This window comes from Streptomyces sp. NPDC058525 (assembly GCF_042719495.1).
GTDB lineage: Bacteria > Actinomycetota > Actinomycetes > Streptomycetales > Streptomycetaceae > Streptomyces.
On record NZ_JBHXNP010000010.1, the window covers coordinates 21889 to 45966 of the forward strand.

Genomic DNA, 24078 nt, shown 5'->3' on the forward strand with positions numbered 1-24078 from the left:
CCTCGGCCCCTCGGCCCCTCGGCCCCTCGGCCCCTCGGCCCCTCGGCCCCTCGGCCCCTCGGCCCCTCGGCCCCTCGGCCCCTCGGCCCCTCGGCCCTCGGCCCCTCGGCCCCCCGGCCCCCGGCCCCCGGCCCCCGGCCCTCGGCCCCCGGCCCCCGCCCCTCGGCCCCCGGGGCGTGCAGCGGCGTGTGGCTGAGGGGGCCCCGCCCCGGGGGTGGTTGCCGTGGGGTGGAGGGGGGCTTTGGGGGGTTGGTGGGCTGACGGGGGGTTGGGGAGCGGTCGTATCCTGGGGGCGTTTCCGACTACCGAAAGCAGCCGGCCATGCGCGTGTACGTCCCCCTGACCCTCCCCGGGCTCGCCGAGGCGCACAAGGCGGGTGAGCTGGGTCCCGGTCCGCTGCGTGCGTACGCCGTCACGCCCGGGCTGCGCGAGTGGTACGTGTCGGACGACATCGAGGAGCTGGAGTACGCGGCCCTGAGCCGGGCCGCGGCCGCCTCCCTGCGGCTGATCGCCGCCGATCCGGCCGCTCCGGCCCGCCGGGTCGTCGTCGCCGTGGACGTCGCAGACAAGGCCGCCACCGCCACCCCCGGCGTGGACGAGGCCACCCTCGGCCAGGTCTCCCTCGCCGACGCCGTGCGGCTCTCCGTGGCCGCCGCCGTGCACGTGGACGCCGATGACGCCGAGGAGGACGTGACCGCCGCCGCGCGGGCCGTGGAGGCCGCCGACGGCGGGGACGGCGACGCGCAGTTCACCGTCGACGTCGCCGAGGACCACGAACTGCTGTGGTTCGGGGTGCAGGAGATCCCGGGGCTGCTGAAATGACGTTCCTGATCCCGTCCCCGACCCACATCGTGTGGGACTGGAACGGCACCCTCCTGCACGACATCGACGCCGTCATGGCCGCGACGAACGCCTCCTTCGCCGAGCTCGGCTTCGCGCCGATCACCCTCGAGACCTACCGCGACCTGTACGTCGTACCGGTGCCCAAGTTCTACGAGCGCCTCATGGGCCGGCTGCCCACCGAGGACGAGTGGCTGCTCATGGACGACACCTTCCACCGGCACTACTGGGCCGCCGCCGAGGGCGCCGCCCTCGCCGAGGGCGCCCGCGAGCTGCTCCGCGACTGGCAGGGCGAGGGGCTCACGCAGTCCCTGCTCTCCCTCGCGCCCCACGAGAAGCTCGTGCCGCTGGTCCGCCTGCACGGCATCGACCGGCACTTCCTGCGCGTCGACGGACGGACCGGCCCCTCCCACACCAGCAAGGCGGGACATCTCGTACGGCACATGGCCGCCCTCGACGGGACGGGCGTGACGGCCGCGCGTACGGTCCTCATCGGAGACGCCGTGGACGACGCGCTCGCCGCGGCCCACGTCGGAGCCCGCGCGGTCCTCTACACGGGTGGTTCGCACAGCCGAAGCAGTCTGGAATCGGCCGGTGTGCCCGTGGTCGACTCCCTGGCCGAGGCCGTCCGCACAGCTCGGGAACTGGCCGGATAACGACCGTCGCGCCGTCGCGCCGGCGCCTCCCTCGCGTCGCTGTCCAGAACGTCAAAGTTCAACCTCAAGTTTTGTACACATCCATGACGTGTGTGGGGTGGGTGGAGATAGCCTGGTACCCGTGATCAGCGCGATAGTCATCGGGGGCACCGAAGCCTCCGGCCTGCGCCCGAGGCACCACCGTGCCCGGGCCCTCGCTGGTTTCCGCCGCCGGGACGTGGCGCCTATGGCTTGTTCCCTCCCGGTCGGCTCTCTCCACGGCGCAGCGCCGATCCCGAACGGGCACCCCGTTTTTCGGTGCAATGCCACTTCCTTCACCTACGTCACGCAATGGCGCGCGACAGGAGCCAGAGGACATGCAGACCAAGCTGGACGAAGCAAAGGCCGAGCTGCTCGCGCGGGCGGCCCGGGTAGCTGAGAACAGCCCGGCCGGGGGGCTACTTCCGACTGGGTCCGAGCAGGGGGAGCGTCCCGACCGGGACACAGTGCTCGCCTACCTCCAGCGCTACTACCTGCACACCGCCCCAGAGGACCTCCTGGACCGGGACCCGGTCGACGTGTTCGGGGCGGCGCTCTCGCACTACCGGCTCGCGGAGAAGCGGCCGCAGGGCACCGCGAACGTGCGCGTGAACACGCCGACCGTGGAGGAGAACGGCTGGACCTCCAGCCACTCCGTCGTCGAGGTGGTCACCGACGACATGCCCTTCCTCGTGGACTCCGTCACCAACGAGCTGTCCCGCCAGGGCCGCGGCATCCACGTCGTCATCCACCCCCAGGTCGTCGTCCGCCGTGACGTCACCGGCAAGCTGATCGAGATCCTCGGTCCCGACTGCGACGCGCACGGCCCCAGGACCGCGCGCCCCCACGACTCCCTCGTCGAGTCCTGGATCCACGTCGAGATCGACCGCGAGACCGACCGCGCCGACCTGAAGCAGATCACCGGCGACCTGCTGCGCGTCCTGTCCGACGTACGCGAGTCCGTCGAGGACTGGGAGAAGATGCGCGACGCGGCGCTGCGCATCGCCGACGGCCTGCCCGACGAGCCCACCGCCCCGGACCTGCGCGAGTACGAGCTCGAAGAGGCCCGCGAGCTGCTGCGCTGGCTCTCCGACGACCACTTCACCTTCCTCGGCTACCGCGAGTACAACCTGGTCGACGGCGACGCCCTCGCCGCCGTCCCCGGCACCGGCCTCGGCATCCTGCGCTCCGACCCGCACCACAGCGGCAAGGACGACGGCCACCCGGTCTCGCCGTCCTTCAACCGGCTGCCCGCCGACGCCCGCGCCAAGGCCCGCGAGCACCGCCTGCTGGTGCTGACCAAGGCCAACAGCCGCTCCACCGTGCACCGCCCCTCGTACCTCGACTACGTCGGCGTCAAGAAGTTCGACGCCGAGGGCAACGTGGTCGGCGAGCGCCGCTTCCTCGGCCTGTTCTCCTCCGCCGCGTACACCGAGTCCGTGCGCCGCGTCCCGGTCATCCGCCGCAAGGTCACCGAGGTCCTCGACGGCGCCGGCTTCGCGCCGAGCAGCCACGACGGCCGCGACCTGCTGCAGATCCTGGAGACCTACCCGCGCGACGAGCTGTTCCAGACCCCGGTCGACAAGCTCCGCGAGATCGTCACCTCCGTGCTGTACCTGCAGGAGCGCCGCCGGCTGCGGCTGTACCTGCGCCAGGACGAGTACGGGCGCTACTACTCCGCGCTCGTCTACCTGCCGCGCGACCGCTTCACCACCGGCGTCCGGCTGCGGCTCATGGACATCCTCAAGGAGGAGCTCGACGGCATCAGCGTCGACTTCACCGCCTGGAACACCGAGTCGATCCTCTCCCGCATCCACTTCGTCGTCCGCGTCCCGCAGGGCAAGGAACTGCCGGTCCTCACCGACACCGACGTCGAGCGCATCGAGGGCCGCCTCGTCGACGCCGCCCGCTCCTGGGCCGACGGCTTCTCCGAGGCCCTGGTCGCCGAGCTCGGCGAGGAGCGCGCCGCCGAACTGCTGCGCCGCTACGGCACCTCCTTCCCCGAGGGCTACAAGGCCGACCACTCGCCGCGGGCCGCCGTCGCCGACCTCTGCCACCTGGAGCGGCTCTCCGCCGGCGACCGCCCGTTCGCGCTGTCGCTGTACGAGCCCGTCGGCGCGGGCCCCGGTGAGCGCCGGTTCAAGATCTACCGCACCGGTGAGCAGGTCTCGCTGTCCGCGGTCCTGCCCGTGCTCCAGCGCCTGGGCGTCGAGGTCACCGACGAGCGCCCGTACGAGCTGCGGCGCTCCGACCGGGTCAGCGCCTGGATCTACGACTTCGGCCTGCGGATGCCCGCCGTCGGCGCCAACGGCGACGCCTACCTCGGCGACGACGCCCGCGAGCGCTTCCAGGAGGCCTTCGCGGCCGTCTGGACGGGCGAGGCGGAGAACGACAACTTCAACACCCTGGTGCTGAGCGCCGGGCTGAACTGGCGGCAGGCCGTCGTCCTGCGCGCGTACGCCAAGTACCTGCGCCAGGCCGGCTCCACCTTCAGCCAGGACTACATGGAGGACACCCTCCGCAACAACGTCCACACCACCCGCCTGCTGGTCTCCCTCTTCGAGGCGCGGCTGTCGCCCAGCCGCCAGGCCGCCGGCAGCGAGCTCGTGGACGCCATGCTGGAGGAGCTGGACGGGGCCCTGGACCAGGTCGCCTCGCTCGACGAGGACCGGATCCTGCGGGCCTTCCTCACCCTCATCAAGGCCACCCTGCGCACCAACTTCTTCCAGGAGGCGCGGGGCTTCGAGTGGCACGACTACGTGTCCATGAAGTTCGACCCGCAGGCCATCCCCGACCTGCCGGCGCCCCGCCCGGCGTACGAGATCTGGGTGTACTCGCCGCGCGTCGAGGGCGTGCACCTGCGCTTCGGCAAGGTCGCGCGAGGCGGTCTGCGCTGGTCCGACCGGCGTGAGGACTTCCGTACGGAGATCCTCGGCCTGGTCAAGGCGCAGATGGTCAAGAACACGGTGATCGTGCCGGTCGGCGCCAAGGGCGGCTTCGTCGCCAAGCAGCTCCCGGACCCCTCCGTGGACCGCGACGCCTGGCTCGCCGAGGGCATCGCCTGCTACCGCACCTTCATCTCGGCGCTGCTCGACATCACCGACAACCTGGTCGCGGGCGAGGTCGTGCCCCCGCAGGACGTGGTGCGCCACGACGAGGACGACACCTACCTCGTCGTCGCCGCCGACAAGGGCACCGCGACGTTCTCCGACATCGCCAACGGGGTCGCCGAGAGCTACAACTTCTGGCTCGGCGACGCCTTCGCCTCCGGCGGTTCGGCCGGCTACGACCACAAGGGCATGGGCATCACGGCCCGCGGCGCCTGGGAGTCCGTCAAGCGGCACTTCCGCGAGCTCGGCCACGACACCCAGACCGAGAACTTCACGGTCGTCGGCGTCGGCGACATGTCCGGCGACGTGTTCGGCAACGGCATGCTGCTCTCCGAGCACATCCGGCTGGTGGCCGCGTTCGACCACCGGCACATCTTCCTCGACCCGACCCCGGACGCGGCCACCTCGTACGCCGAGCGCCGGCGCCTGTTCGACCTGCCGCGCTCCTCGTGGGCGGACTACGACACCTCGCTGCTCTCGGCGGGCGGCGGCATCCACCCGCGTTCGGCGAAGGCCGTCCCGGTCACCGCGCAGGTCCGCGCGGCCCTCGGCATCGAGGCCGGCGTCACCAAGATGACCCCGGCCGAGCTGATGCAGGCGATCCTCAAGTCCCCCGTGGACCTGGTGTGGAACGGCGGCATCGGCACGTACGTCAAGGCCACCTCCGAGACGCACGCGGACGTCGGCGACAAGGCCAACGACGCCATCCGCGTCAACGGATCCGACGTACGGGCCAAGGTCATCGGCGAGGGCGGCAACCTGGGCCTGACCCAGCTCGGCCGCATCGAGTTCGCCCGTACCGGCGCGGGCGGCGAGGGCGGCAAGGTCAACACCGACGCCATCGACAACAGCGCCGGCGTGGACACCTCCGACCACGAGGTGAACATCAAGATCCTGCTCAACGCGGTCGTCGCGGACGGCGACATGACCGTCAAGCAGCGCAACAAGCTGCTCGCCGAGATGACCGACGAGGTCGGCTCGCTGGTGCTGCGCAACAACTACGCGCAGAACACGGCGCTAGCCAACGGCGCGGCGCAGGCCCCCAGCCTGCTCCACGCGCAGCAGCGCTTCATGCGCCGGCTGGAGCGCGAGGGGCTGCTCAACCGCGAGCTGGAGTTCCTGCCCACCGACCGGCAGATCCGCGAACTGCTCACCAACGGCCGCGGCCTGACCCAGCCGGAGCTGGCCGTCCTCTTCGCCTACACCAAGATCACGGTGGCGGACGAGCTGATCCACACCGTGCTGCCGGATGACCCGTACCTGCGCCGCCTGCTCTTCGCGTACTTCCCGGCCGCCCTGCGCGAGAAGTTCCCCGAGCAGGTCGACGGGCACGCGCTGCGCCGGGAGATCACGACCACGCTACTGGTCAACGACACCGTCAACACCGGTGGTTCGACCTTCCTGCACCGCCTGCGCGAGGAGACCGGGGCCTCCACGGAGGAGATCGTCCGGGCGCAGCTCGCGGCCCGCGAGATCTTCGGCCTGGCCGAGGTGTGGGACGCGGTCGAGGCCCTCGACAACAAGGTCGCGGCCAGTGTCCAGACCAGGATCCGGCTGCACTCGCGGCGCCTGGTCGAGCGCGGTACGCGCTGGCTGCTGAACAACCGGCCGCAGCCGCTCCAGATCACCGAGACGATCGAGTTCTTCTCCGAGCGCGTCGGGCACGTCTGGGCCGAGCTGCCGAAGCTGGTGCGCGGCGCCGACCTCGAGTGGTACCAGTCGATCATGGACGAGCTGATCGGCGAGGGCGTGCCGGAGGAACTGGCGGCCAAGGTGGCCGGCTTCTCCTCCGCCTTCCCGACGCTGGACGTCGTCGCGATCGCGGACCGCACCGGGACGGCTCCGCTGGACGTCGCCGAGGTGTACTACGACCTCGCCGACCGCCTGGACATCACCCAGCTGATGGACCGCATCATCGAGCTCCCGCGGGCCGACCGCTGGCAGTCGATGGCCCGCGCCTCCATCCGCGAGGACCTGTTCGCGGCGCACGCGGCCCTGACCGCCGACGTGCTCTCGGTGGGCAACGGCAGCTCGACCCCCGAGGAGCGCTTCAAGGCCTGGGAGGAGAAGAACGCGGCGATCATCGGCCGTGCCCGGACGACCCTGGACGAGATCCAGGGATCGGACGACTTCGACCTGGCGAACCTGTCGGTGGCGATGCGGACGATGCGCTCGCTGCTGCGCGCGCACAGCTAGGCCGGCTTGCCGGACGGGCCGGGCCCGGGACCTTGTCGGTCCCGGGCCCGGCCCGTTCGTGTGCCCGTGCTGCGCCGTTGCGGGGGGCTCCGCCCCCGGGCCGGTCAGCGGCCCGACGTGAAGGCCTCGTACGCGGCGCAGACCTCGTCGGCGGGGCCGTCCATGCGCAGGACGCCCGATTCCAGCCAGATCGCGCGGTCGCAGGTCTCGCGGACCGTGTTGATGCCGTGGCTGACGAGGAACACGGTGCCGGCGCGTTCGCGCAGCTCCTCGATGCGGTCCTGGCTGCGCCGCTGGAAGGCGGCGTCGCCGGTGGCCAGGGCCTCGTCGATCATCAGGACGTCGTGGTCCTTGGCGGCGGCGATGGAGAACCGGAGCCGGGCGCCCATGCCGGAGGAGTACGTGCGCATGGGGAGGGAGATGAAGTCGCCCTTCTCGTTGATCCCGGAGAAGTCGACGATGTCCTGGTAGCGCGCCTTGACCTGTTCGCGTGTCATGCCCATCGCGAGGCCGCCGAGCACGACGTTGCGCTCGCCGGTCAGGTCGTTCATCAGCGCGGCGTTCACGCCCAGCAGCGAGGGCTGGCCGTGCGAGTAGACCGCGCCCCGGGCCACCGGCTGGAGCCCGGCGATGGCCTTGAGCAGGGTGGACTTGCCCGAGCCGTTGGAGCCGATGAGGCCGATGGCCTCGCCCTTGTACGCGGTGAAGCTGACGCCCCTGACGGCGTGCACCTCGCGGATGCCGGGGGCGGGCTTGCGGGAGAAGAGCCGGCTCAGGGCTGCGGTGGCGCCGCCCTTGCGGCCGCCGCCGTTGACCTTGTAGACGACGTGGACCTCGTCCGCGATCACGGTGGGGACGCGGGTCTCGGGGGTCCGGGCGGGGGTCCGGGCCGGGGTCCGGGGGGTCTTCGTTGCGGTGTCAGCCACGGCCGTACTCCTCCTCTGCCTTCCAGAAGTAGACGAACCCGCCGACGCCGGCGAGCAGGGCCCAGCCGATGGCGACCGGCCAGACGTGGTGCGGGAGCGAGTGCGCGGTGAAGGTGTCGATCAGGGAGAAGCGCATCAGGTCGATGTAGACGGCCGCCGGGTTGAGCTTGAGCATCAGCAGCACCCAGTGCGGCAGGTGGTCGGTCTTGAGCATCTGGTCGATCGACCACATGACGCCCGACGAGTACATCCAGGTGCGCAGTACGAAGGGCATCAGCTGGCTGACGTCGGGGCTCTTGCTGCCGATGCGGGCCATGACCATGGCGCAGCCGGCCGCGAAGACGGCCATCAGCAGCAGCGTCGGGACGGCCAGCAGCCAGGAGGGGCTCGGGGTCTGGCCGAAGGCGAGCAGCAGGATCACCAGGGCGCCCATGGTGACGAGCAGCTGCTGGAAGAGCTGGATGACGGTGGAGATGGGCAGGCTCGCGCGGGGGAAGTGCAGGGCGCGCACGAGGCCGAGGTTGCTGTGGACGGACCGGGTGCCCGCGTTGATGGAGCTGCCGATGAAGTCCCAGACGAAGACGCCGGTGATCAGGAACGGCACGTAGTTCGGCACGCCGTGGCTGGCGTGCATGACGATGCCGAAGATGAAGTAGTAGACCGCCGCGTTGAGCAGCGGGGTGACCAGGTGCCAGACCTGGCCGAGCTTCTCCGTGCTGTACGTGGCCTGCATGCGGGCGGTGGCGTACGCCGTCACGAAGTGCCGCCGGCCCCAGAGCTCCGCGACGTAGCGGGGGAGGGAGGGGCGGGCGCCGCTGAGGGTCAGGCCGTGGGCGGCCGCCAGCTCCGCGGGGGTCGCCGGGGTCGCGGGGGCGGTCGGGGGTGCGGTAGCGGTGGTCACGGGGGTCGCTTTCGCCGGGGTCAGGGCGTCGCCGACGATGGGACGGGTCCGTATCGTCGCTACGGCGAGGTTAGGGCGTGGCGCGACGGAACGCAACCGTATCGTCGTGACGCGGGCGCGGCTATGCTCTGTGCATGACCACGGATCCTGCCGACACCGTCGCCGCCCCCGCCCGCCGCGCCCCCGCCGGGGCCGCCGTCCTGCGCGAGGACGTGACCGAGGCGATCCGGGAGGCGGTGGTGGAGGAACTGGCCGCGGTCGGCTTCTCCCGCATGTCCATCGAGGGCATCGCGCGGCGGGCCGGCGTGGGGAAGACCGCGGTCTACCGGCGCTGGAAGTCCAAGCTGCACCTGGTCCTGGACCTGGTCGGCGCCTTCGCGGCGGACGGCCTGCCGGTGCCGGCGACGGGCTCGCTGTACGGCGACGTACGGGCCCTGCTGGAGGTCATGTCACACGTACTGCGGCACCCGGTGGCCTCGGCCGTGATCCCCGACCTGCTGGTCGAGGCGGCCCGCAACCCGGAGATCGCCGAAGCGGTCCGCGGAGCCCTGCTCGAAGGCCAGCACCGCATGGCGCAGGGCATCGTCGCGGACGCGGTCGCCCGCGGCGAACTCCCCGAGGGCATCAGCCCGGACCACGCCCTCGACCTGCTGATCGGCCCCCTCTACTGGCGCCAGGTAGTGGTCCGCGACGCGGTCACCCGCACCCACCTGGACACCCTGGCCCACCAGGTGGTGGCAGGCCTGAAGGCGGGCCCGGGGCCGGCCTGAGCGGACGTCATCCCGGAGCCAGAGATGCCTGAATGTGGATTGCAACCGCGATGGTGATCTTGATAGGGATGAGTGGGAGTAGGTGGTCGGATAACCGGGGGCAGTAAGTGAGTGGGGACGCGCCGGTCGATCCGGCCGAGATACCGGTCTTCACGGGCCATCTGCCGACGCTGGACGAGAAGGTCAAGCTGATCTCGTCGGGTGGTGCGGCGGTCGCGACGAAGACCTCGGATGTCCACCTCTCCGACCCGTTCCGCGCAGCCGACGACCTCCCCGGCCCCCGCCCGGACACCACCCCCGGCGGGCATGCTCCGGATAACATGCCGCGCAATAGCTCGGACACCCACACCCCGGGTACGAGCGGCGGCCGCCCGGAAACCCTATCCGCGGGTGGGCACGCAAACACGCCATCCACGGGCGGCGGATCGCACCTACCCCGCTGATGATTCGAACTGGATTCCATAATGGCTTCATCCCATCGTATCGATGTCGACGATCCCGATGTCGACATGGATGCGTCTCAGCGCCTGCTCTACCGCGACGAGTTGTTCACCGGTGAGGCTGCTGAATACCAGGACGGTCAAATGGTCTGCCTCGACGTCTACGTCAATGGCATTCGGGATGGTTTGTCGCAGGCGTGGTACCCGGACGGCACCCTGAAGCTTGAGGGGACCGTCCGCAATGGAGTTGCCTTGGGTGAGTTTAGGGAATGGCACCCCAGTGGCGTTCTGAAGTCTCGGCGGATCTTCGATAGCGATCTCTACGGGCTCCGCGAGGAATCTGTTTGGGACGAGGAAGGTCGCCTCGTTCGCGACTGGCATCGCGAGTAGTCTCGCCGGGACGGTAAGTTCATGCCGGAGGTAACGCCGTGATCGCCAGCCCGCCAGTCGCCCGACGGACGTGGGGCGACTTCAGCGAGGGCGTCCTGCTTGTCCGGTGCCTCCGCGATCTGGTGGCGGCCCGTGCGGTCCTGGCCTCGCACCGGTTGGCGATCGGCGAGCCGACGTTCCGCCTCACCATCTCGGAGGCGGGCAAGCGGGACGACATGTTGTTCTGTTCACCCATTCCCCGGGCTTGGGGCACATCGGCTACCGACGCTCGCTGATCGGCGACGTGCGGTACGTACCGGCGAGTCGGGGCCAGTGGTGAGATCAAACCGAGCAACAGTGTCATCCTGCGAGGCCACCAGGAAAACATTGCTCAGGACATTTCAGACATAGCCAAGGGTAAAGCGACGTACGTTCAGGCCTCCGACCGCTACGAGGTGAACGGGCGCACATATGGTGTGGAGGCATCGGGGAGCATTGAGTACGGGCCTGCCCCGAAAAAGTAGAGTTCATTGAAAGGCTCAAGGCGTGGCCAAGGCAAGTGAAGCGGATCTCCAGGGCTGGATCGAGGAGGGGCGCCGTAACGTCGTTGACGTGGCCGACATGCTCGGTGTGGCTCCCGAAACTTATGTCCACGACCCCATGAGTCTCATTCCGGCTCTTCAGGACTACGTCTCGCGTGCCCCGTTGGGGGAGTTCGAGCAGTCGGACTGGATCACGCTGCACAGCGATTTGATGTCCTACGTTGCCGACTACCTCATTCAGAAGCACGGCGCGCAATGGGGCGGCGTCGCCGACGACCCCAGTGCGCCCCGCGGGTACCGGTACGTCATCGAGGCGACCGGGCGGGACGGCCGGACCCGGCGGATCGATCCCGCCGATGTCGTGCAGAAGGAATTCTCCAGTCTGCCGATCGAAATCACCAGGATGCTGGCCAGCGCGGAACTCACCCTGCGCCTGACGACGCGTGACGACGGATAGCGACGCCTACGGCCAGACGTGGGCCAAGGTCGGTTCCGGGGTCGGGGTCGGGGTGGGGGCCGCGGGGGTGGGGTGGCGGTCCGGGAGGGGGGTGATCGCCGGGATCGGGGTGGGCTGGCCCAGGAAGATGCGGCGTACCACGCGCTCCGCCGCGTGGCCGTCGTCGTACTGGCAGAAGCGGGTGCGGAACGCCGCGCGGAGCTGGGCCGAGCGGGAGCCCTGCCAGTGGCCCGTCGCGAAGATGTCGACCAGTTCGTCCTCGGTGCGGGCGATCGCGCCCGGCGGGCTCGTGCGCAGGTCGAAGTAGGTGCCGCGGGCCGCCTCGTACGCCTCCCAGTCGTCCGCGTGGATCACGATCGGGCGGTCCAGCGCCGCGTAGTCGAACATCAGGGACGAGTAGTCCGTGACCAGCGCGTCGGAGGCCAGGCAGAGCTCCTCCACCGAGGGGTGCGCGGAGACGTCCAGCAGGCGGGGGTGGGCCTGCGCCGGTGAGTGCGCGTCCGCGTACGTGAGGTGGGTGCGGGCCAGGATCGTGAAGCGCGGGCCCAGGTCGCGTAGGACCCGCTCGAAGTCCAGGTGCTCCGGCCGGCTGCGCCGGTAGTCGCGGTGGGTCGGCGCGTACAGGATCGCCGTGGAGCCCGCCGGGATGCCGAGGCGTTCGCGCAGTTCGAGGACGTCGGCCCGGGTGGCCCGGTGGAAGACGTCGTTGCGCGGGTAGCCGTACTCGAGGGTGGTGTACGCGGAGGGGACGGCCCGCTCCCACACCAGGGTGGAGTGCCGGTTCGCCGAGAGCAGGTAGTCCCACTGGTCGGCGCCGCGCAGCAGCCCCGCGAAGTCCGGCGTCGGGGTGGCCGCCGGCCGGTCCTGGAGGTCGAGCCCGACCCGCTTGAGGGGCGTGCCGTGCTGGGTCTGGACCACGATCTGGCCCGGCCGTTTGACCAGGGCCCGCTCACAGTTGACGTTCGTCACCAGGTATGTGGCCCTGGCCAGGGCCGACCAGTACGCCGCCGAGCCCGGGCGCAGCGGGGCCGTCTCCCGGGGCAGGGTCGCGGCGTGCCGCGGGTCGCAGATCCAGGCCGTGCGCATGGCGGGCGCCAGCTCCCGCAGCTTCGCCTCGATCGCCGCCGGGTTGCAGGCGTAGCCGCCGTGCCAGTACGCGGAGAAGACCGCGAGCTCCGGGCGCAGCGGGAGCAGGCGCTGGGTGCGGTAGTGGAGGCGCAGGGCGCTCTCGCGCAGACCCCGCCACAGGGCCGAGGCGCCGCGGCCCGCCGCCAGCGCGCACGACCGCAGGGCCGACAGCAGCCGGTACGTGCGCCGGGTGCCCAGCCGCATCAGCAGGTGCCGGATCCGGTCGGTCCGCGACAGGGACAGCGCCCGCGCGCCCGGGGCCCGGTAGCGGCGCAGCAGGGCGGAGGCCCGGCTGAAGAACTCGGCCCGGCTGGTGCGCGGGAGGCGGCGCGGGTCGGCGTACAGGGCGCAGAAGTGCTCGGCCATCCGCCGGTGCACGGCGGGCCGCCAGCGCTCCAGCTCGGGGCGGCCGGCGAGGTAGCCGAAGACCCGGTCGTACTGGTCGAAGATGTCGAGGTGGCGGCGGCTGGAGGTGGTCAGGATCGAGCCGGTGCGGCGCTGGCGGTAGTGGACGCAGACCCGGTCCAGGACGGCGACGGACTCCGCGGCCAGCAGCGCCGGGTAGGTCCAGGGCGTGTCCTCGTAGAAGCCGGGCGGGAAGGCGAAGCCCTCGCGCTCCACGTACTCGCGCCGGTACGCCTTGTTCCACACCACCATCAGCATGCCGAGCAGGGCCGGCCGGTCGGCGAGCCGGAAGCTGGCCGGGCCCTCCTCGGACAGCCGGTGCGAGAGGCGGTTGCGCACGACCTCGCCGGTCCAGAAGGTGCGCGCGTAGTCGTAGACCAGGACGTCGGGGGAGCCGGTGGCCTTCAGCCGGTCGGTGATGGCCTGGAGCGCGCCGGGGGCCAGGGTGTCGTCGCCGTCGAGGAAGACCAGGTAGTCGCCGGTGGCCCGGGCCAGGCCCGCGTTGCGGGCCGGGCCCAGCCCGAGGTTGTGCGCCAGGTGCACGGCCGTCACCCGCGGGTCCCGCGCCGCGTACTCGTCGATGATCGAGCCGCAGGCGTCCGGGGAGGCGTCGTCGACCGCGATCAGTTCCAGATCCGGGTACGACTGCGTCAGGACCGAGTCCAGACTCTCCTGGAGGTACGCCTGGACCTTGTACGCGGGCACGATGACGCTGAACCGGGGCACGGCACATCCAGGGGTCGGCGCGGGCATGTTGCTCCCCCAGCTACCGCTGGGTGGTATCCCCGAGCAACCCCGCGTGTGGTGTTCGGGTTACGCTGCGTGTGGCATTCGGGTTACGCAGCGTCAACACCGCACGTCGGGGCGGTGCCGCCGGGCCGCCGTGCGCCGCTACTTGATCGCGCCGGCCATCACCCCCGAGACGAACTGCCGCTGGAAGGCGAAGAAGACGATCAGCGGGATCACCATCGACAGGAACGCGCCGGGCGCCAGCACGTCGATGTTGTTCCCGAACTGCCGTACCTGCTGCTGGAGTGCCACCGTCACCGGCGGGTTGGCCGAGTCCGCGAAGACGAGCGCGACCAGCATGTCGTTCCACACCCACAGGAACTGGAAGATGCCGAGCGAGGCGATGGCCGGACCGCCCAGCGGCAGCACCACCCGGGCGAACAGCCGCAGTTCGCCCGCGCCGTCCAGGCGGGCCGCCTCCAGCAGCTCGCGCGGGATCTCCGCGAAGAAGTTCCGCAGCAGGAACACCGCGAACGGCAGCCCGAAGGCGGTGTGGAAGAGCACCACGCCCGCGGTGGTCTCGAACAGCCCGATGGAGCCGAAGAGTTCGGACACCGGGATCAGCGCCACCTGCACCGGGACGACCAGCAGCCCGACGACGACCAGGAACAGCCAGTCCCGGCCTGGGAACTCCAGCCAGGCGAAGGCGTATCCGGCGAAGGCGCCCAGGACAAGGACGAGCAGGGTGGCCGGGACCGCGATCGCCACGGTGTTCAGCAGCGAGGCGGTGATCGTCTCGTTCGCCAGCAGCCGCTCGTAGTTGCCGGCCGTCAGGCGCGCGGGCGCGGTCAGCGCCTGCCACCAGCCGCCCTTGTTGAGGTCGCCCGGGGACAGGAAGGAGGACAGCAGCAGGCCGAACGTGGGAAGCAGCCAGAACAGCGCGGCCGCCACCAGGAACACGCGCACAGCGCCCGCGGCGAGCCTGGCGGAGACGGCCTGGGCGTACGAGACCTTGGCGGGCGCGACCCTCGCGGGCGGGACCCGGGTCGACGAGGCCTGGTTCGACGAGGCCCGGGTCGACGAGCCCCGGGTCGACGGGCCCTGGGCGGCCGAGCCCTGGGCGGCCGGGACCCCGGCGGACGGGGCCGCCGGGTCCGGCGTCGCGTCGGAACGGCTCATCGGGACCCCTCCTTCCGCAGCCGACGGATGTTCACCAGCATCACCGGGACCACCAGCACCAGCAGCAGCACGGCGATGGCGCTGCCCAGGCCCGGATCGGCGTCCGTGCCGAAGGAGGTCCGGTACAGCTGGAGCGCGAGCACGTTCGCGTCGTCCTGCACCGCCCCCGGCGCGATCACGAAGACCAGGTCGAAGATCTTCATCACGTTGATGACGAGGGTGACCAGCACCACCGCCAGTACGGGGCCCAGCAGCGGGACGGTGATCCGGCGGAACACCTGCCACTCGTTCGCCCCGTCCACCCGGGCCGCCTCCAGCAGCTCCCGCGGTACGGAGGCCAGCCCGGCCCCGATCAGCACCATCGCGAAACCGGCCCACATCCACACGTACGCCCCGATCACCGCCGGGGTCACGAGCGCCGGGCCCAGCCACTGGACCCCCGCGTACGCCTCGCGGAAGTTCGCCGCCGGCAGGCGCAGCTGCGCCCCGTCGGCCTTCGCGGACAGGGTGAAGGTGCCGTCGGCGCGGGCCGTCGCCGTGTCCACGACCCGGCCGTCCTTGACCGCCTCGATCCGCATCCCGGCGAAGGCCTGCTCGGCCGGGTCGACCGTGTTCGTGGCGCCGCCCCCGCCGCGGGTGAAGTCCTGCCAGGCCGTCCCGGTGACCTTCCCGGGCTCGGCGGCCGCCGTCCGCGCCGTACGGGTCCCCTCCGGCAGGGCCTCCGGAGCCACCCCGACCAGCGGCAGCAGCACCGGAGTGCCCGCGCGGACCGGATCGCGGGTCACGAAGGCGCCCCCGCCGGCGTCCGTCAACGGGGAGTCCCGGCCCGGCCGGGCCTTGGGGAAGGCCGAGGACTCCGCGAAGGTGTCGTGGACCCCGACCCAGACCGCGTTGGCGACGCCCCGGTCGGGGTCGTGGTCGTAGACGAGGCGGAAGATGATGCCCGCCGCCAGCATCGAGATCGCCATCGGCATGAACACCAGCAGCTTGAACGCCGTTCCCCAGCGGACCCGTTCGGTGAGCACCGCGAAGATCAGGCCGAGGGCGGTGGCGGTGGTCGGCGCGAGCACCACCCACAGCGCCGTGTTCTTCAGGGAGGTGCGGATGGTCGGATCGCTCAGGATCTCCCGGTAGTTGTCGCCGCCCACGAACCCGGTGCCCGGGCGGTCGAAGAAGCTGCGGTAGACGGAGTAGCCGATCGGGTGCACGACGAGCGCGCCGAGCAGCACGAGGGCCGGCAGGAGGAACGCCGCCGCGATCAGGCGGCGGCGCCTGGCCTCCGCCGAGCGGGCGGTCCGGCCCGCCGGGGCGCCCGGCGAGCCGGCCGACGAGGAGCCCGGCGAGCCGGCCGGGTCGGTGGCCTTGGCCGTCACGGGATCAGTTCCCGTAGGCCTTGGCCGCGTCCGCCTCCAGTTTCGCCTGGGTGCCCGCCACGTCCGACGGGTTCGCCAGGAAGTCCTGGAGGGCCTTCCACTCGCCCGCGCCCGGGGTCCCGCCGAAGGCCGCCGGAGCCTGGTCCGACATGTCGAAGCGGAAGTCGTCGCCCGCCGCGATCAGCGCCTTGGCGATGTTGCGCTGGATGTCGTTGGGGTAGGCGGCAGTGTCGACCGCCTTGTTCGGGGAGATGAAACCGCCCTCGCGGGCCTGGATCGCGGCCGCGTCCGCCGAGGCGAGGAAGGTCAGCAGCGCCTGCGCGCCCTTCGACGGCTTCAGCGCCACCGCCACGTCACCGCCCGAGACCACCGGAGCCTTGGCGCCGACGGCCGGGAAGGGGAAGACGAGCGCGTCCGTGCCCACCTTCGCCTCGGTCTGCGCGATGTTCACCGCCACGAAGTCGCCCTCGTAGACCATCGCGGCCGCCGGCCGGTCGCCGCCGGTGAAGGTCTGGGTCACCGACTTCGGGAACTCGGTGGCCAGGGCCCCGCTCGGCCCGCCCGCCAGGAAGTCCTTGCGCCCGAACAGCTCGCCCAGCGTGGTCAGCGCCTGCTTGACGCTGTCGTCCGTCCACTTGATCTGGTGCTTGGCCAGCTGGTCGTACTTCTCCGGGCCGGCCTGCGACAGGTAGACGTTCTCGAACCAGTCGGTGAGCGTCCAGCCGTCCGCGCCGGCCACGGAGACCGCCGGGGTGCCCGAGGCGGACAGGGTGTCGGCCACGGTCAGCAACTCCTTCCAGGTCGCCGGGGGTTTGACGCCCGCCGCCTCGAAGGCCTTCGCGTTGTACCAGATCAGCGACTTGTTCGCGGCCTTGTAGTAGACGCCGTACTGGGTGCCGCCGACGGCCCCGAGCGTCTTCCAGCCCGCCGAGTAGTTCTTGTCGAGCTGCGCCTGGGCCTCCGGGCCCACCGGCTGCGCCCACTTGTTCTGCACCGCCGAGACCAGCGCCCCGACCTGCGGGAGCAGCGCCACGTCCGGCGGGGCCCCGCCCGCGATCTTCGAGCCGAGGAAGGTGACGATCGGGTCCTGGGCCGGGACGAAGGTGACCGAGGCCCCCGTCCGCTTCTCGAACTCCTTCAGGACCTTGGTGAAGTTCTCCTGCTCCGGCCCCGTCCAGACGGCCGCGACCTCCAGCTTCTCGCCGTTCAGCTGGGGTAACGCCACGCTGGGGGACTGCTCCGCACCGCCCGGGGCCGGCTGGTCCCGCCCGCCGTCGCCCCCGCCGCACGCGCCGAGCGTGAGCGCGCCCGCCGCGGCCAGTGCCGCCCAGCTGAGTGTCGTACGGCTCGTTCCGTGCCTGCGCATGGCTCTGCCCCCGATGCCCGTGATGTGTCCTGGACCACAAGGTCTACGCCGACCCGCGCGCCCCCGCAATACCGCCTCGCCAGGGCGGACCCCGGCCGTCCCGGTCCGGGGGAGCGGCCCTAGGGAGCGGGCGGGAACAGCACGGGTATCGCCGAGACCAGGTGCGAGGCCCGGTCCAGGGCACTGGCCAGCAGTGCGAGGTCGGTCGGCCCGTTGCCCAGCTCGCGCACCGGGCGGCGGGCCGGCGGGTCGCCCATCCGCTCCCACTCCACCGGCACCACCGTCGGCCGCTGGGTCGCCGTCCGGGGGATCCGGCCGGTGACCCGGCCCGCCTGGAAGGGCACCGTCCGGCCGTCCGGACATCGGAGCAGGCCGCGGCCGGGGCCCGGCTGGTCGGGGGCGTCGAGCTCCACGCGCAGGGTCGACAGCCGGGCCAGCACGGTGTCGGCCGTACGGTCCGGGCGGGCGCTGGTGGCCACCAGGTGCACCCCGAGCCGGGCGCCCTCGCGGGCCACCGCCTCCAGTGCCCGGACCACGGAGCCGGCGGCGGGGCGGCCGGTGCTGCCGAGCCCCGGCGCGACCAGCGCGTCGAAGTCGTCAACCAGCACCACCAGACGGGGCAGCGGACTGGGCCCGGCCGGGTCGGTACGGGCCGCGGACAGCGACGAGCGCAGCCGCAGCGTGCCCGTGCGCTGCGGGTCGAGGTCGCCGCGCAGCTCGCCCTCCGTGGGCCGGCGGGGCGCGACCATCCGGTCGGAGACCTCGCGCCTCGCGTGCCACTCGGCGAACGGCGCCCCGTCCAGCAGTTCGTCGCGGCGCTTGAGCTCCGCGCCCAGCGCCTGCGCGAACTCCCGCATCCGCAGCGGATCCGAGGCCACCAGGTGGGCCGACACGTGCGGGAGGTCGGTGCAGGGCGCCAGCCCGTCGCCGCGCTCGCCGCCCGCCCCGTCCAGCAGGACCAGCCCGAGCCGGTCGGGCCGGGCGCCCGCCGACAGCGAGGCGGCCACCGACCGCAGCAGCTCGGTCCGCCCGCTGCCGGCCGGCCCCTCGATCAGCAGGTGCGGGCCGTCGTGGACCAGCTCGGTGCCGACGGGGCCGCGCCGCCCGCTGCCCAGCACCAGCTCGACCAGCCCGCCCACCCCCTGCCCCTGCTCGGTCGCGGCGGCCCAACGGGCCATCAGGGAGGCCGGGGTGGCCCGTGCCAGGCCCAGCTCGTCGAGCAGCCGGGCCGTCGCGGGCAGGGTGGCGGCGGCCGGCCGGTACGGCTCGGCGGTGCCCGCGCCCTCGGGGCGCAGCGGCGCCAGCGCCCGGGCGAAACGCTCCGCCCAGGCCGCGGACACGGCGTCGGCGGTGGCCGTCTCGCCGCTCGGGGCCGGCCGGCCGGCGCGGACCGCGAAGGTCCGTACGGTCGTGGCCACGTCCCCGCTGAGCAGGGCGACCGCTCCGCAGTCCCGGAAGGCCGGGGCGCTCGCGCAGGCGGTCTCGTAGGTCTCGGCGATGGGGGAGGCGGGCGTGGCGGGCGGGGCCTCGGCCAGCGCCAGGACGTGGATCCCGGCGGCCGGGCCGTGCGAGGCGAGCCGCCCGGTGATGTCGCGCAGGGCGCCGGCGCCGGGATCGCCGTCCAGTACGAGCAGCGTGTACGGGCCCTCGTAGGCCTCGGCGGCCTGCCGCACCCGCTCGGGGTCGGCGGCGGCCCAGTGCGTACCGAGCGGGCCCTCGTCGAGGCGCCGGGTCAGCTCGCCGGCGCGGGCCGCCGCCTGGTCGCGGTCGTACGCGAGGAGCAGCCGGCAGTCCTGGCCGTGCGCGGGCCGTACGTGGGGCAGCCAGCCCAGCCAGCCCCAGTCGCGGCGCCGTTCGGGCAGGGCCCGCGCCCGGTCGGTGGAAACCAGCACGATCTCCAGCTGCGCCGGGGCGTGCAGGGCCGCCAGCTGCGCGATCACCCAGCGGGCCAGGCCCGTCAGCCGGGCGCGCGGGCCGGCGATGCCGAGGGCTCCGACCGCGCGCAGCGACACCCGGCTGCCCGCGCCGAGCCCCACCTCCAGTACCGCGGGGTGCCCCGGCGTACGGGACCACAGCCGCTCGGTGGGGCCCAGTGCGGCCAGCAGCAGCGCGGCCGGGTCGTCGGCGTCGGGTGCGGCGGCGGCGGTGGCCACGGCCGCGGGCCCGGCCGGGGCCTGGGGGGCCTCCTCGCCCCGCACCCACTTGCGGGCCCAGGCGCCGAGGCCCTTGCGGCGGCCGGCGGCCGGTTCCTCCGGAGCGCCGGACACGGCGGGGCCGGGCTCGGGCTGCCCGGCGGAGGGGTCCCCGGCGTACGGGTCCGGTGCCGAGCCGGGGGTGCCGGTCCACTGCGTGCCGGGCAGGCCGGGACGGGGAGCGGGCGGGCCGGCCACGGCGGGGGCCGCCGGGCCGCGGCCGCCGAGGGCGAGGTGGCCCTCCAGGTCCGGGGTCACCGGCAGCGGGGCGGCGGCCGCGGCGGCCAGCCGCAGCGTGGACTCGCCGACCCGCAGCAGCGCGCCCGGCGGCAGGGCCACCGCCTGCGGTCCCACGGGGGCGCCGTCCAGCGTGGTGCCGTTCGTCGAGTCCAGGTCGGCCACCGCCGCCCGCCCGTCCCGCAGCACGGTCACCGTGCAGTGCAGCCGGGACACGTCGGGGTCGTCCAGCGGGACGTCGGCGTCGGCGGAGCGGCCCACCTTGATCTGCCCGCTGTGCAGCAGGTGCACGCCGCCCGCGTCGGGCCCGGACACCACGTGCAGCTGGGGCGCGCCGAGGCTCTCCTCGGGCAGCACGTCCGGGACCGGGCCGTGCAGGGCCACCACCGCCCCGTCCACCAGCGGGGGTTCGCCCAGGATCCGCCGCTGGAGGTCGAGCCGCTCGGCTCCGGCGTAGAGGACGACCGTGCCTCCGGTGTCGGGTCCGCCGACGGTCGCCGCGAGCCCGGAGGCGACCGCGGCCAGCGCGGTGCCCACGGGCGCGGTGACGAGTACGTCACAGCTCACGGGGGCGGTCGAGGGCTGGTGGCCGCTGCGCGACCCAAGGACGGTCAACCGGATCTGCATCGCCGTCAGCGGTCCCTTCTGCGCGGTGCGCGGTGTGTGCGCCCGGCAGGGGAACGCCGGCGCACCGCTGCCCGACCGCCCCCCGCCCGGCACGGACGCGTCGTCCGGTCAGGTCTGCCGGAAGGCGCGGCTCCCGCCCGTGCCGTTCCGTACGGGTGCATCCTCGCACCTGTCACGGACAACACGCCCGGCACCCGCCGACAATTGATCTTGATCGATCACGGCACGGCACCGACCTCGGTCGGATCGGACGCGGAGCAGGGGAAAATCGCCACCGGCATACCCCTCAAACATCACTCTTCGTACATATGTGCGGCAACCAACCTCCGGCACCCGGCGTCCTTCATGGGGACACCCCCTAGAGTGGGTCGGAAAATCCGGACGACAGAAGACGACAGCAGGGGAGCGCGAGACGTGCGGCCAGTCGGCAGCAAGTACCTGCTCGAGGAGCCGCTCGGGCGCGGCGCCACGGGCACCGTCTGGCGTGCCCGCCAGCGTGAGACCGCGGGTGCCGAGGCGGCCGTGGCCGGGCAGCCCGGCGAGACCGTGGCCATCAAGGTCCTCAAGGAGGAGCTGGCCCAGGACGCGGACATCGTCATGCGCTTCCTGCGGGAGCGCTCCGTCCTGCTGCGCCTGACGCACCCCAACATCGTGCGCACCCGCGACCTGGTGGTCGAGGGCGATCTGCTGGCCCTGGTCATGGACCTGATCGACGGCCCGGACCTGCACAAGTACCTCCGCGAGAACGGCCCCTTCACCCCCGTCGCCGCGAGCCTGCTGACCGCGCAGATCGCCGACGCGCTCGCCGCCAGCCACGCCGACGGCGTGGTCCACCGCGACCTGAAGCCGGCCAACGTGCTGGTCGACGAGCGCGGCGGACAGATGCGGCCGATGCTCACCGACTTCGGCATCGCCCGCCTCGCGGACTCCCCGGGCCTGACCCGCACCCACGAGTTCGTCGGCACCCCGGCCTACGTGGCCCCCGAGTCCGCCGAGGGCCGCCCGCAGACCTCCGCCGTCGACATCTACGGCGCCGGGATCCTGCTCTACGAGCTGCTCACCGGCCGGCCGCCCTTCGCGGGCGGCACCGCGCTCGAAGTGCTCCACCGCCACCTCAGCGAGGAGCCGCAGCGCCCCGCGACCGTTCCCGAGCCGCTGTGGACCGTCGTCGAGCGCTGCCTGCGCAAGGAGCCGAACGAGCGGCCCAGCGCCGAGAGCCTGGCCCGCGGACTGCGCGTGGTCGCCGCCGGCATCGGCGTGCACTCCACGGCGGCCGAGGTCGAGGCCGCCCTCGGCGTCGGCGCGCTGCTCGCGCCCGACCCCTCGCCCGCGCCCGTCCCCGAAACCCCGGGCGTGCTCGGCTCCGCCGACCCGACCCAGGTGCTGCCCGCGGGCGCCGGCACGCCCATGGGCGCGTACGACCCCAACGCGATGACCAGCGTCATGCCGCCGGTCGGCGCGGCCGGCGGGGCGGACCCGACCTCGGTGATGCCGCCCGTACAACAGCCGGACCAGCCGCATCCGTGGGAATCGCAGATGCGCGCCGTCCGCGACCGCAACGAGCAGACGCAGGTCCAGTACCTCGACCCGAGCGAGGACCCGCTGCGCCGCCGCCCCCAGCGGCAGGCGCCCCCGCCGCCGCAGCACCGGCCGCAGCAGCCCCCGCAGCAGCAGTACCAGCAGCCGCAGCAGCCCCAGTACCGGCAGCCTCAGCAGCCTCAGCAGCGGCCTCCGCAGCAGCAGTACGCGCCCCCGCCGCCTCCGCAGCACTACCAGCCGCAGCAGCACCAGCCGCAGCCGTACCACCAGCCGCAGCCTCCGCAGCAGCCCCAGTACCGGCAGCCGCAGCAGCCCCCGCAGCAGCAGCCCCCGCAGGGTCCGCCGCCCCGGCAGCAGGCCCCGCGCGAGCCGCGCGAGCCGCGCCGCCGCAGCGCCAACCCGGTGCGGATCCCCGGCCTCGGCTGCCTCAAGGGCTGCCTCGTCATGATCCTGCTGTTCGTCGTGGCGGGCTGGCTGGTCTGGGAGCTCACCCCGCTCCAGGAGTGGGTCGGCACCGGCCGGGGCTGGTGGGACCAGCTGTGGACGATGGGCTCCACCGTCGTCGACTGGGTGGGCTCCATCGGGGACAGCACGGGCTCGACCCAGCCCTGAGTCGGGCCCCGTAGCGCCGAGTTCGTGGATTTGTCGACTTCTGCGGGGTGATTTCGCCCGCAGAAGTGAAGGTCGCCGCGAATCCGGGCCCCTGCTGGCCTCCAACACCCACCCGGCCGCGTAGCTTTGGTGCGTACGCCAGCCGCTGAGGGAGCAGTCGTGGCACGGAAGATCGGCAGCCGGTACACCGCGCACCAGATCCTGGGGCGCGGCAGCGCGGGCACGGTGTGGCTGGGCGAGGGGCCTGACGGGCCCGTCGCCGTCAAACTGCTGCGCGAGGACCTCGCCTCCGACCAGGAGCTGGTCGGACGGTTCGTCCAGGAGCGCAGCGCGCTCCTCGGCCTGGAGCATCCGCACGTCGTCTCCGTCCGCGACCTCGTCGTCGACGGCAACGACCTGGCCCTCGTCATGGACCTCGTACGCGGTACGGACCTGCGCACGCGCCTCGACCGCGAGCGCAGGCTCGCCCCCGAGGCGGCCGTGGCCATCGTCGCGGACGTCGCGGACGCGCTGGCCGCGGCGCACGCGGCCGGGGTCGTCCACCGCGACGTCAAGCCCGAGAACGTCCTGCTGGACATGCAGGGCCCGCTCGGCCCGGGCGGAGCGCATCCGGCGCTGCTGACCGACTTCGGCGTGGCCAAACTGATCGACACCCCGCGGCGGGCCTCCGCGAGCCGGGCCTCGGCGCCGACCACGCGGATCATCGGGACGCCGGACTATCTGGCCCCGGAGATCGTCGAGGGGCTGCCCCCGAGGGCGGCGGTGGACATATACGCCCTGGCCACGGTCCTGTACGAGCTGCTGGCCGGATTCACCCCCTTCGGCGGCGGCCATCCCGGGGCGGTGCTGCGCCGGCACGTCACGGAGACCGTGGTCCCGCTCCCGGGGATCCCCGACGAGCTGTGGCAGCTGATCGTGCAGTGCCTGGCCAAGGCGCCGGCCTCGCGGCTGCGCGCCTCGGAGCTCTCCGTACGCCTGCGGGACCTGCTGCCGCTGCTGGCCGGGATGCCGCCGCTGGACGTGGACGAGCCGGACGACGCGGAGCCGGAGCCGAACCCCTCGGACGACCCGTCCGCGGCTTCGGCCGCGGCCTCCGCGGATCCGGTCCGCCGGCGGGGCGTGGTCCCGCTGGTGCCGGGCTCCGCGACCGACTCCAACCGGGACACCCACACCTCGATGCGGGTGCCGGGGCCGGACGAGCTGGCGGGCGGCGCGCTGGGCACGGCCCGGGTGCCGCGACCGGCCGGGGGCCACCGACCGGGCTCGGCCCGGCACCGTGCCGAGGCCGCCCGCAAGCGGCGCCTGGCCCTGTCGGCGGCGGCCGTCGCGCTGGCCGCGGTGGCTGCGGTGGGCACATGGCTGGCCACCTCGGGCGACGACCCCGCCCCCCCACCCCAAGACTCAAAACAATCGGGCCCCCGCACCCCCTAGCCCCGCGCCTCAAAGCCTTGGGGCTCCGCCCCAAA

16 protein-coding genes are annotated in these 24078 nt (G+C 72.8%); 9 read left to right on the forward strand and 7 right to left on the reverse strand.

All coding sequences use genetic code 11. The features are described from left to right. The first annotated feature begins 321 nt into the window (after positions 1-321). The 3 genes from ACFWP3_RS07935 (at position 322) to ACFWP3_RS07945 (ending at position 6820) form a co-directional block, all read left to right on the forward strand. On the forward strand, positions 322-822 hold the full coding sequence (locus ACFWP3_RS07935) for a DUF6912 family protein (RefSeq protein ID WP_384217385.1): 501 nt from the start codon (positions 322-324) through the stop codon (positions 820-822). Continuing rightward, complete coding sequence (locus ACFWP3_RS07940) at positions 819-1496, forward strand: HAD family hydrolase (RefSeq protein ID WP_384217387.1); 678 nt, start codon at positions 819-821, stop codon at positions 1494-1496. The genes ACFWP3_RS07935 and ACFWP3_RS07940 overlap by 4 nt, the downstream gene beginning before the upstream one ends. Positions 1497-1852: 356 nt before the next feature. Next, complete coding sequence (locus tag ACFWP3_RS07945) at positions 1853-6820, forward strand: NAD-glutamate dehydrogenase (RefSeq protein WP_384217389.1); 4968 nt, start codon at positions 1853-1855, stop codon at positions 6818-6820. A gap of 104 nt (positions 6821-6924) precedes the next feature. Here ACFWP3_RS07945 and ACFWP3_RS07950 read toward each other — a convergent pair whose 3' ends face one another. After that, the gene (locus ACFWP3_RS07950) at positions 6925-7746 is read right to left on the reverse strand and encodes an ABC transporter ATP-binding protein (protein ID WP_384217392.1); all 822 of its coding nucleotides are present in this window, start codon (positions 7744-7746) and stop codon (positions 6925-6927) included. After that, entirely contained in the window at positions 7739-8647 is a 909-nt protein-coding gene (locus tag ACFWP3_RS07955; RefSeq protein WP_384217394.1) for an ABC transporter permease, read from the reverse strand. The genes ACFWP3_RS07950 and ACFWP3_RS07955 overlap by 8 nt, the downstream gene beginning before the upstream one ends. Positions 8648-8781: 134 nt before the next feature. Between ACFWP3_RS07955 and ACFWP3_RS07960 the strand changes: the two genes are divergently transcribed. The 4 genes from ACFWP3_RS07960 to ACFWP3_RS07975 all read left to right on the forward strand — a co-directional run bounded on the left by ACFWP3_RS07960 (position 8782) and on the right by ACFWP3_RS07975 (position 11225). After that, a complete protein-coding gene (locus ACFWP3_RS07960) occupies positions 8782-9417 on the forward strand; it encodes a TetR/AcrR family transcriptional regulator (protein WP_384217397.1) in 636 nt (211 codons plus the stop codon). A gap of 107 nt (positions 9418-9524) precedes the next feature. Continuing rightward, positions 9525-9860: a hypothetical protein gene (locus ACFWP3_RS07965; protein ID WP_384217399.1), complete on the forward strand. Its 336-nt coding sequence runs from the start codon at positions 9525-9527 to the stop codon at positions 9858-9860. Between the two features lie 21 nt (positions 9861-9881). Continuing rightward, complete coding sequence (locus tag ACFWP3_RS07970; protein ID WP_384217402.1) at positions 9882-10247, forward strand: toxin-antitoxin system YwqK family antitoxin; 366 nt, start codon at positions 9882-9884, stop codon at positions 10245-10247. Between the two features lie 525 nt (positions 10248-10772). Then, positions 10773-11225, forward strand: coding sequence for a hypothetical protein (locus ACFWP3_RS07975; protein WP_384217404.1), 453 nt, complete (start codon positions 10773-10775; stop codon positions 11223-11225). Positions 11226-11231: 6 nt separating this feature from the next. Here ACFWP3_RS07975 and ACFWP3_RS07980 read toward each other — a convergent pair whose 3' ends face one another. The 5 genes from ACFWP3_RS07980 to ACFWP3_RS08000 form a co-directional block, all read right to left on the reverse strand. Beyond that, positions 11232-13484 carry a CDP-glycerol glycerophosphotransferase family protein gene (locus ACFWP3_RS07980; protein WP_384217406.1) on the reverse strand — a complete coding sequence of 751 codons (2253 nt, stop codon included), beginning with the start codon at positions 13482-13484 and terminating at the stop codon, positions 11232-11234. 165 nt (positions 13485-13649) lie between these two features. Next, entirely contained in the window at positions 13650-14666 is a 1017-nt protein-coding gene (locus tag ACFWP3_RS07985; protein ID WP_384217408.1) for an ABC transporter permease subunit, read from the reverse strand. Next, entirely contained in the window at positions 14663-16039 is a 1377-nt protein-coding gene (locus ACFWP3_RS07990) for a carbohydrate ABC transporter permease (RefSeq protein ID WP_384217410.1), read from the reverse strand. The genes ACFWP3_RS07985 and ACFWP3_RS07990 overlap by 4 nt, the downstream gene beginning before the upstream one ends. 4 nt (positions 16040-16043) lie before the next feature. Beyond that, positions 16044-17405 carry an ABC transporter substrate-binding protein gene (locus ACFWP3_RS07995; RefSeq protein WP_384217412.1) on the reverse strand — a complete coding sequence of 454 codons (1362 nt, stop codon included), beginning with the start codon at positions 17403-17405 and terminating at the stop codon, positions 16044-16046. A 119-nt stretch (positions 17406-17524) separates the two neighbouring features. Next, entirely contained in the window at positions 17525-20461 is a 2937-nt protein-coding gene (locus ACFWP3_RS08000) for an FHA domain-containing protein (RefSeq protein WP_384217414.1), read from the reverse strand. A 414-nt stretch (positions 20462-20875) separates the two neighbouring features. Between ACFWP3_RS08000 and ACFWP3_RS08005 the strand changes: the two genes are divergently transcribed. Continuing rightward, positions 20876-22612 carry a protein kinase gene (locus ACFWP3_RS08005; RefSeq protein ID WP_384217416.1) on the forward strand — a complete coding sequence of 579 codons (1737 nt, stop codon included), beginning with the start codon at positions 20876-20878 and terminating at the stop codon, positions 22610-22612. Positions 22613-22771: 159 nt separating this feature from the next. Continuing rightward, on the forward strand, positions 22772-24043 hold the full coding sequence (locus ACFWP3_RS08010) for a serine/threonine-protein kinase (RefSeq protein ID WP_384217418.1): 1272 nt from the start codon (positions 22772-22774) through the stop codon (positions 24041-24043). Positions 24044-24078 lie beyond the last annotated feature (35 nt).

Bases quoted from the DNA above. Each gene is read 5' to 3' on its own strand.
- ACFWP3_RS07935 (WP_384217385.1), top strand. From the start codon at position 322: ATGCGCGTGTACGTCCCCCTGACCCTCCCCGGGCTCGCCGAGGCGCAC.
- ACFWP3_RS07940 (WP_384217387.1), top strand. From the start codon at position 819: ATGACGTTCCTGATCCCGTCCCCGACCCACATCGTGTGGGACTGGAAC.
- ACFWP3_RS07945 (WP_384217389.1), top strand. From the start codon at position 1,853: ATGCAGACCAAGCTGGACGAAGCAAAGGCCGAGCTGCTCGCGCGGGCG.
- ACFWP3_RS07960 (WP_384217397.1), top strand. From the start codon at position 8,782: ATGACCACGGATCCTGCCGACACCGTCGCCGCCCCCGCCCGCCGCGCC.
- ACFWP3_RS07970 (WP_384217402.1), top strand. From the start codon at position 9,882: ATGGCTTCATCCCATCGTATCGATGTCGACGATCCCGATGTCGACATG.
- ACFWP3_RS07985 (WP_384217408.1), bottom strand. From the start codon at position 14,666: ATGAGCCGTTCCGACGCGACGCCGGACCCGGCGGCCCCGTCCGCCGGG.
- ACFWP3_RS07995 (WP_384217412.1), bottom strand. From the start codon at position 17,405: ATGCGCAGGCACGGAACGAGCCGTACGACACTCAGCTGGGCGGCACTG.
- ACFWP3_RS08000 (WP_384217414.1), bottom strand. From the start codon at position 20,461: ATGCAGATCCGGTTGACCGTCCTTGGGTCGCGCAGCGGCCACCAGCCC.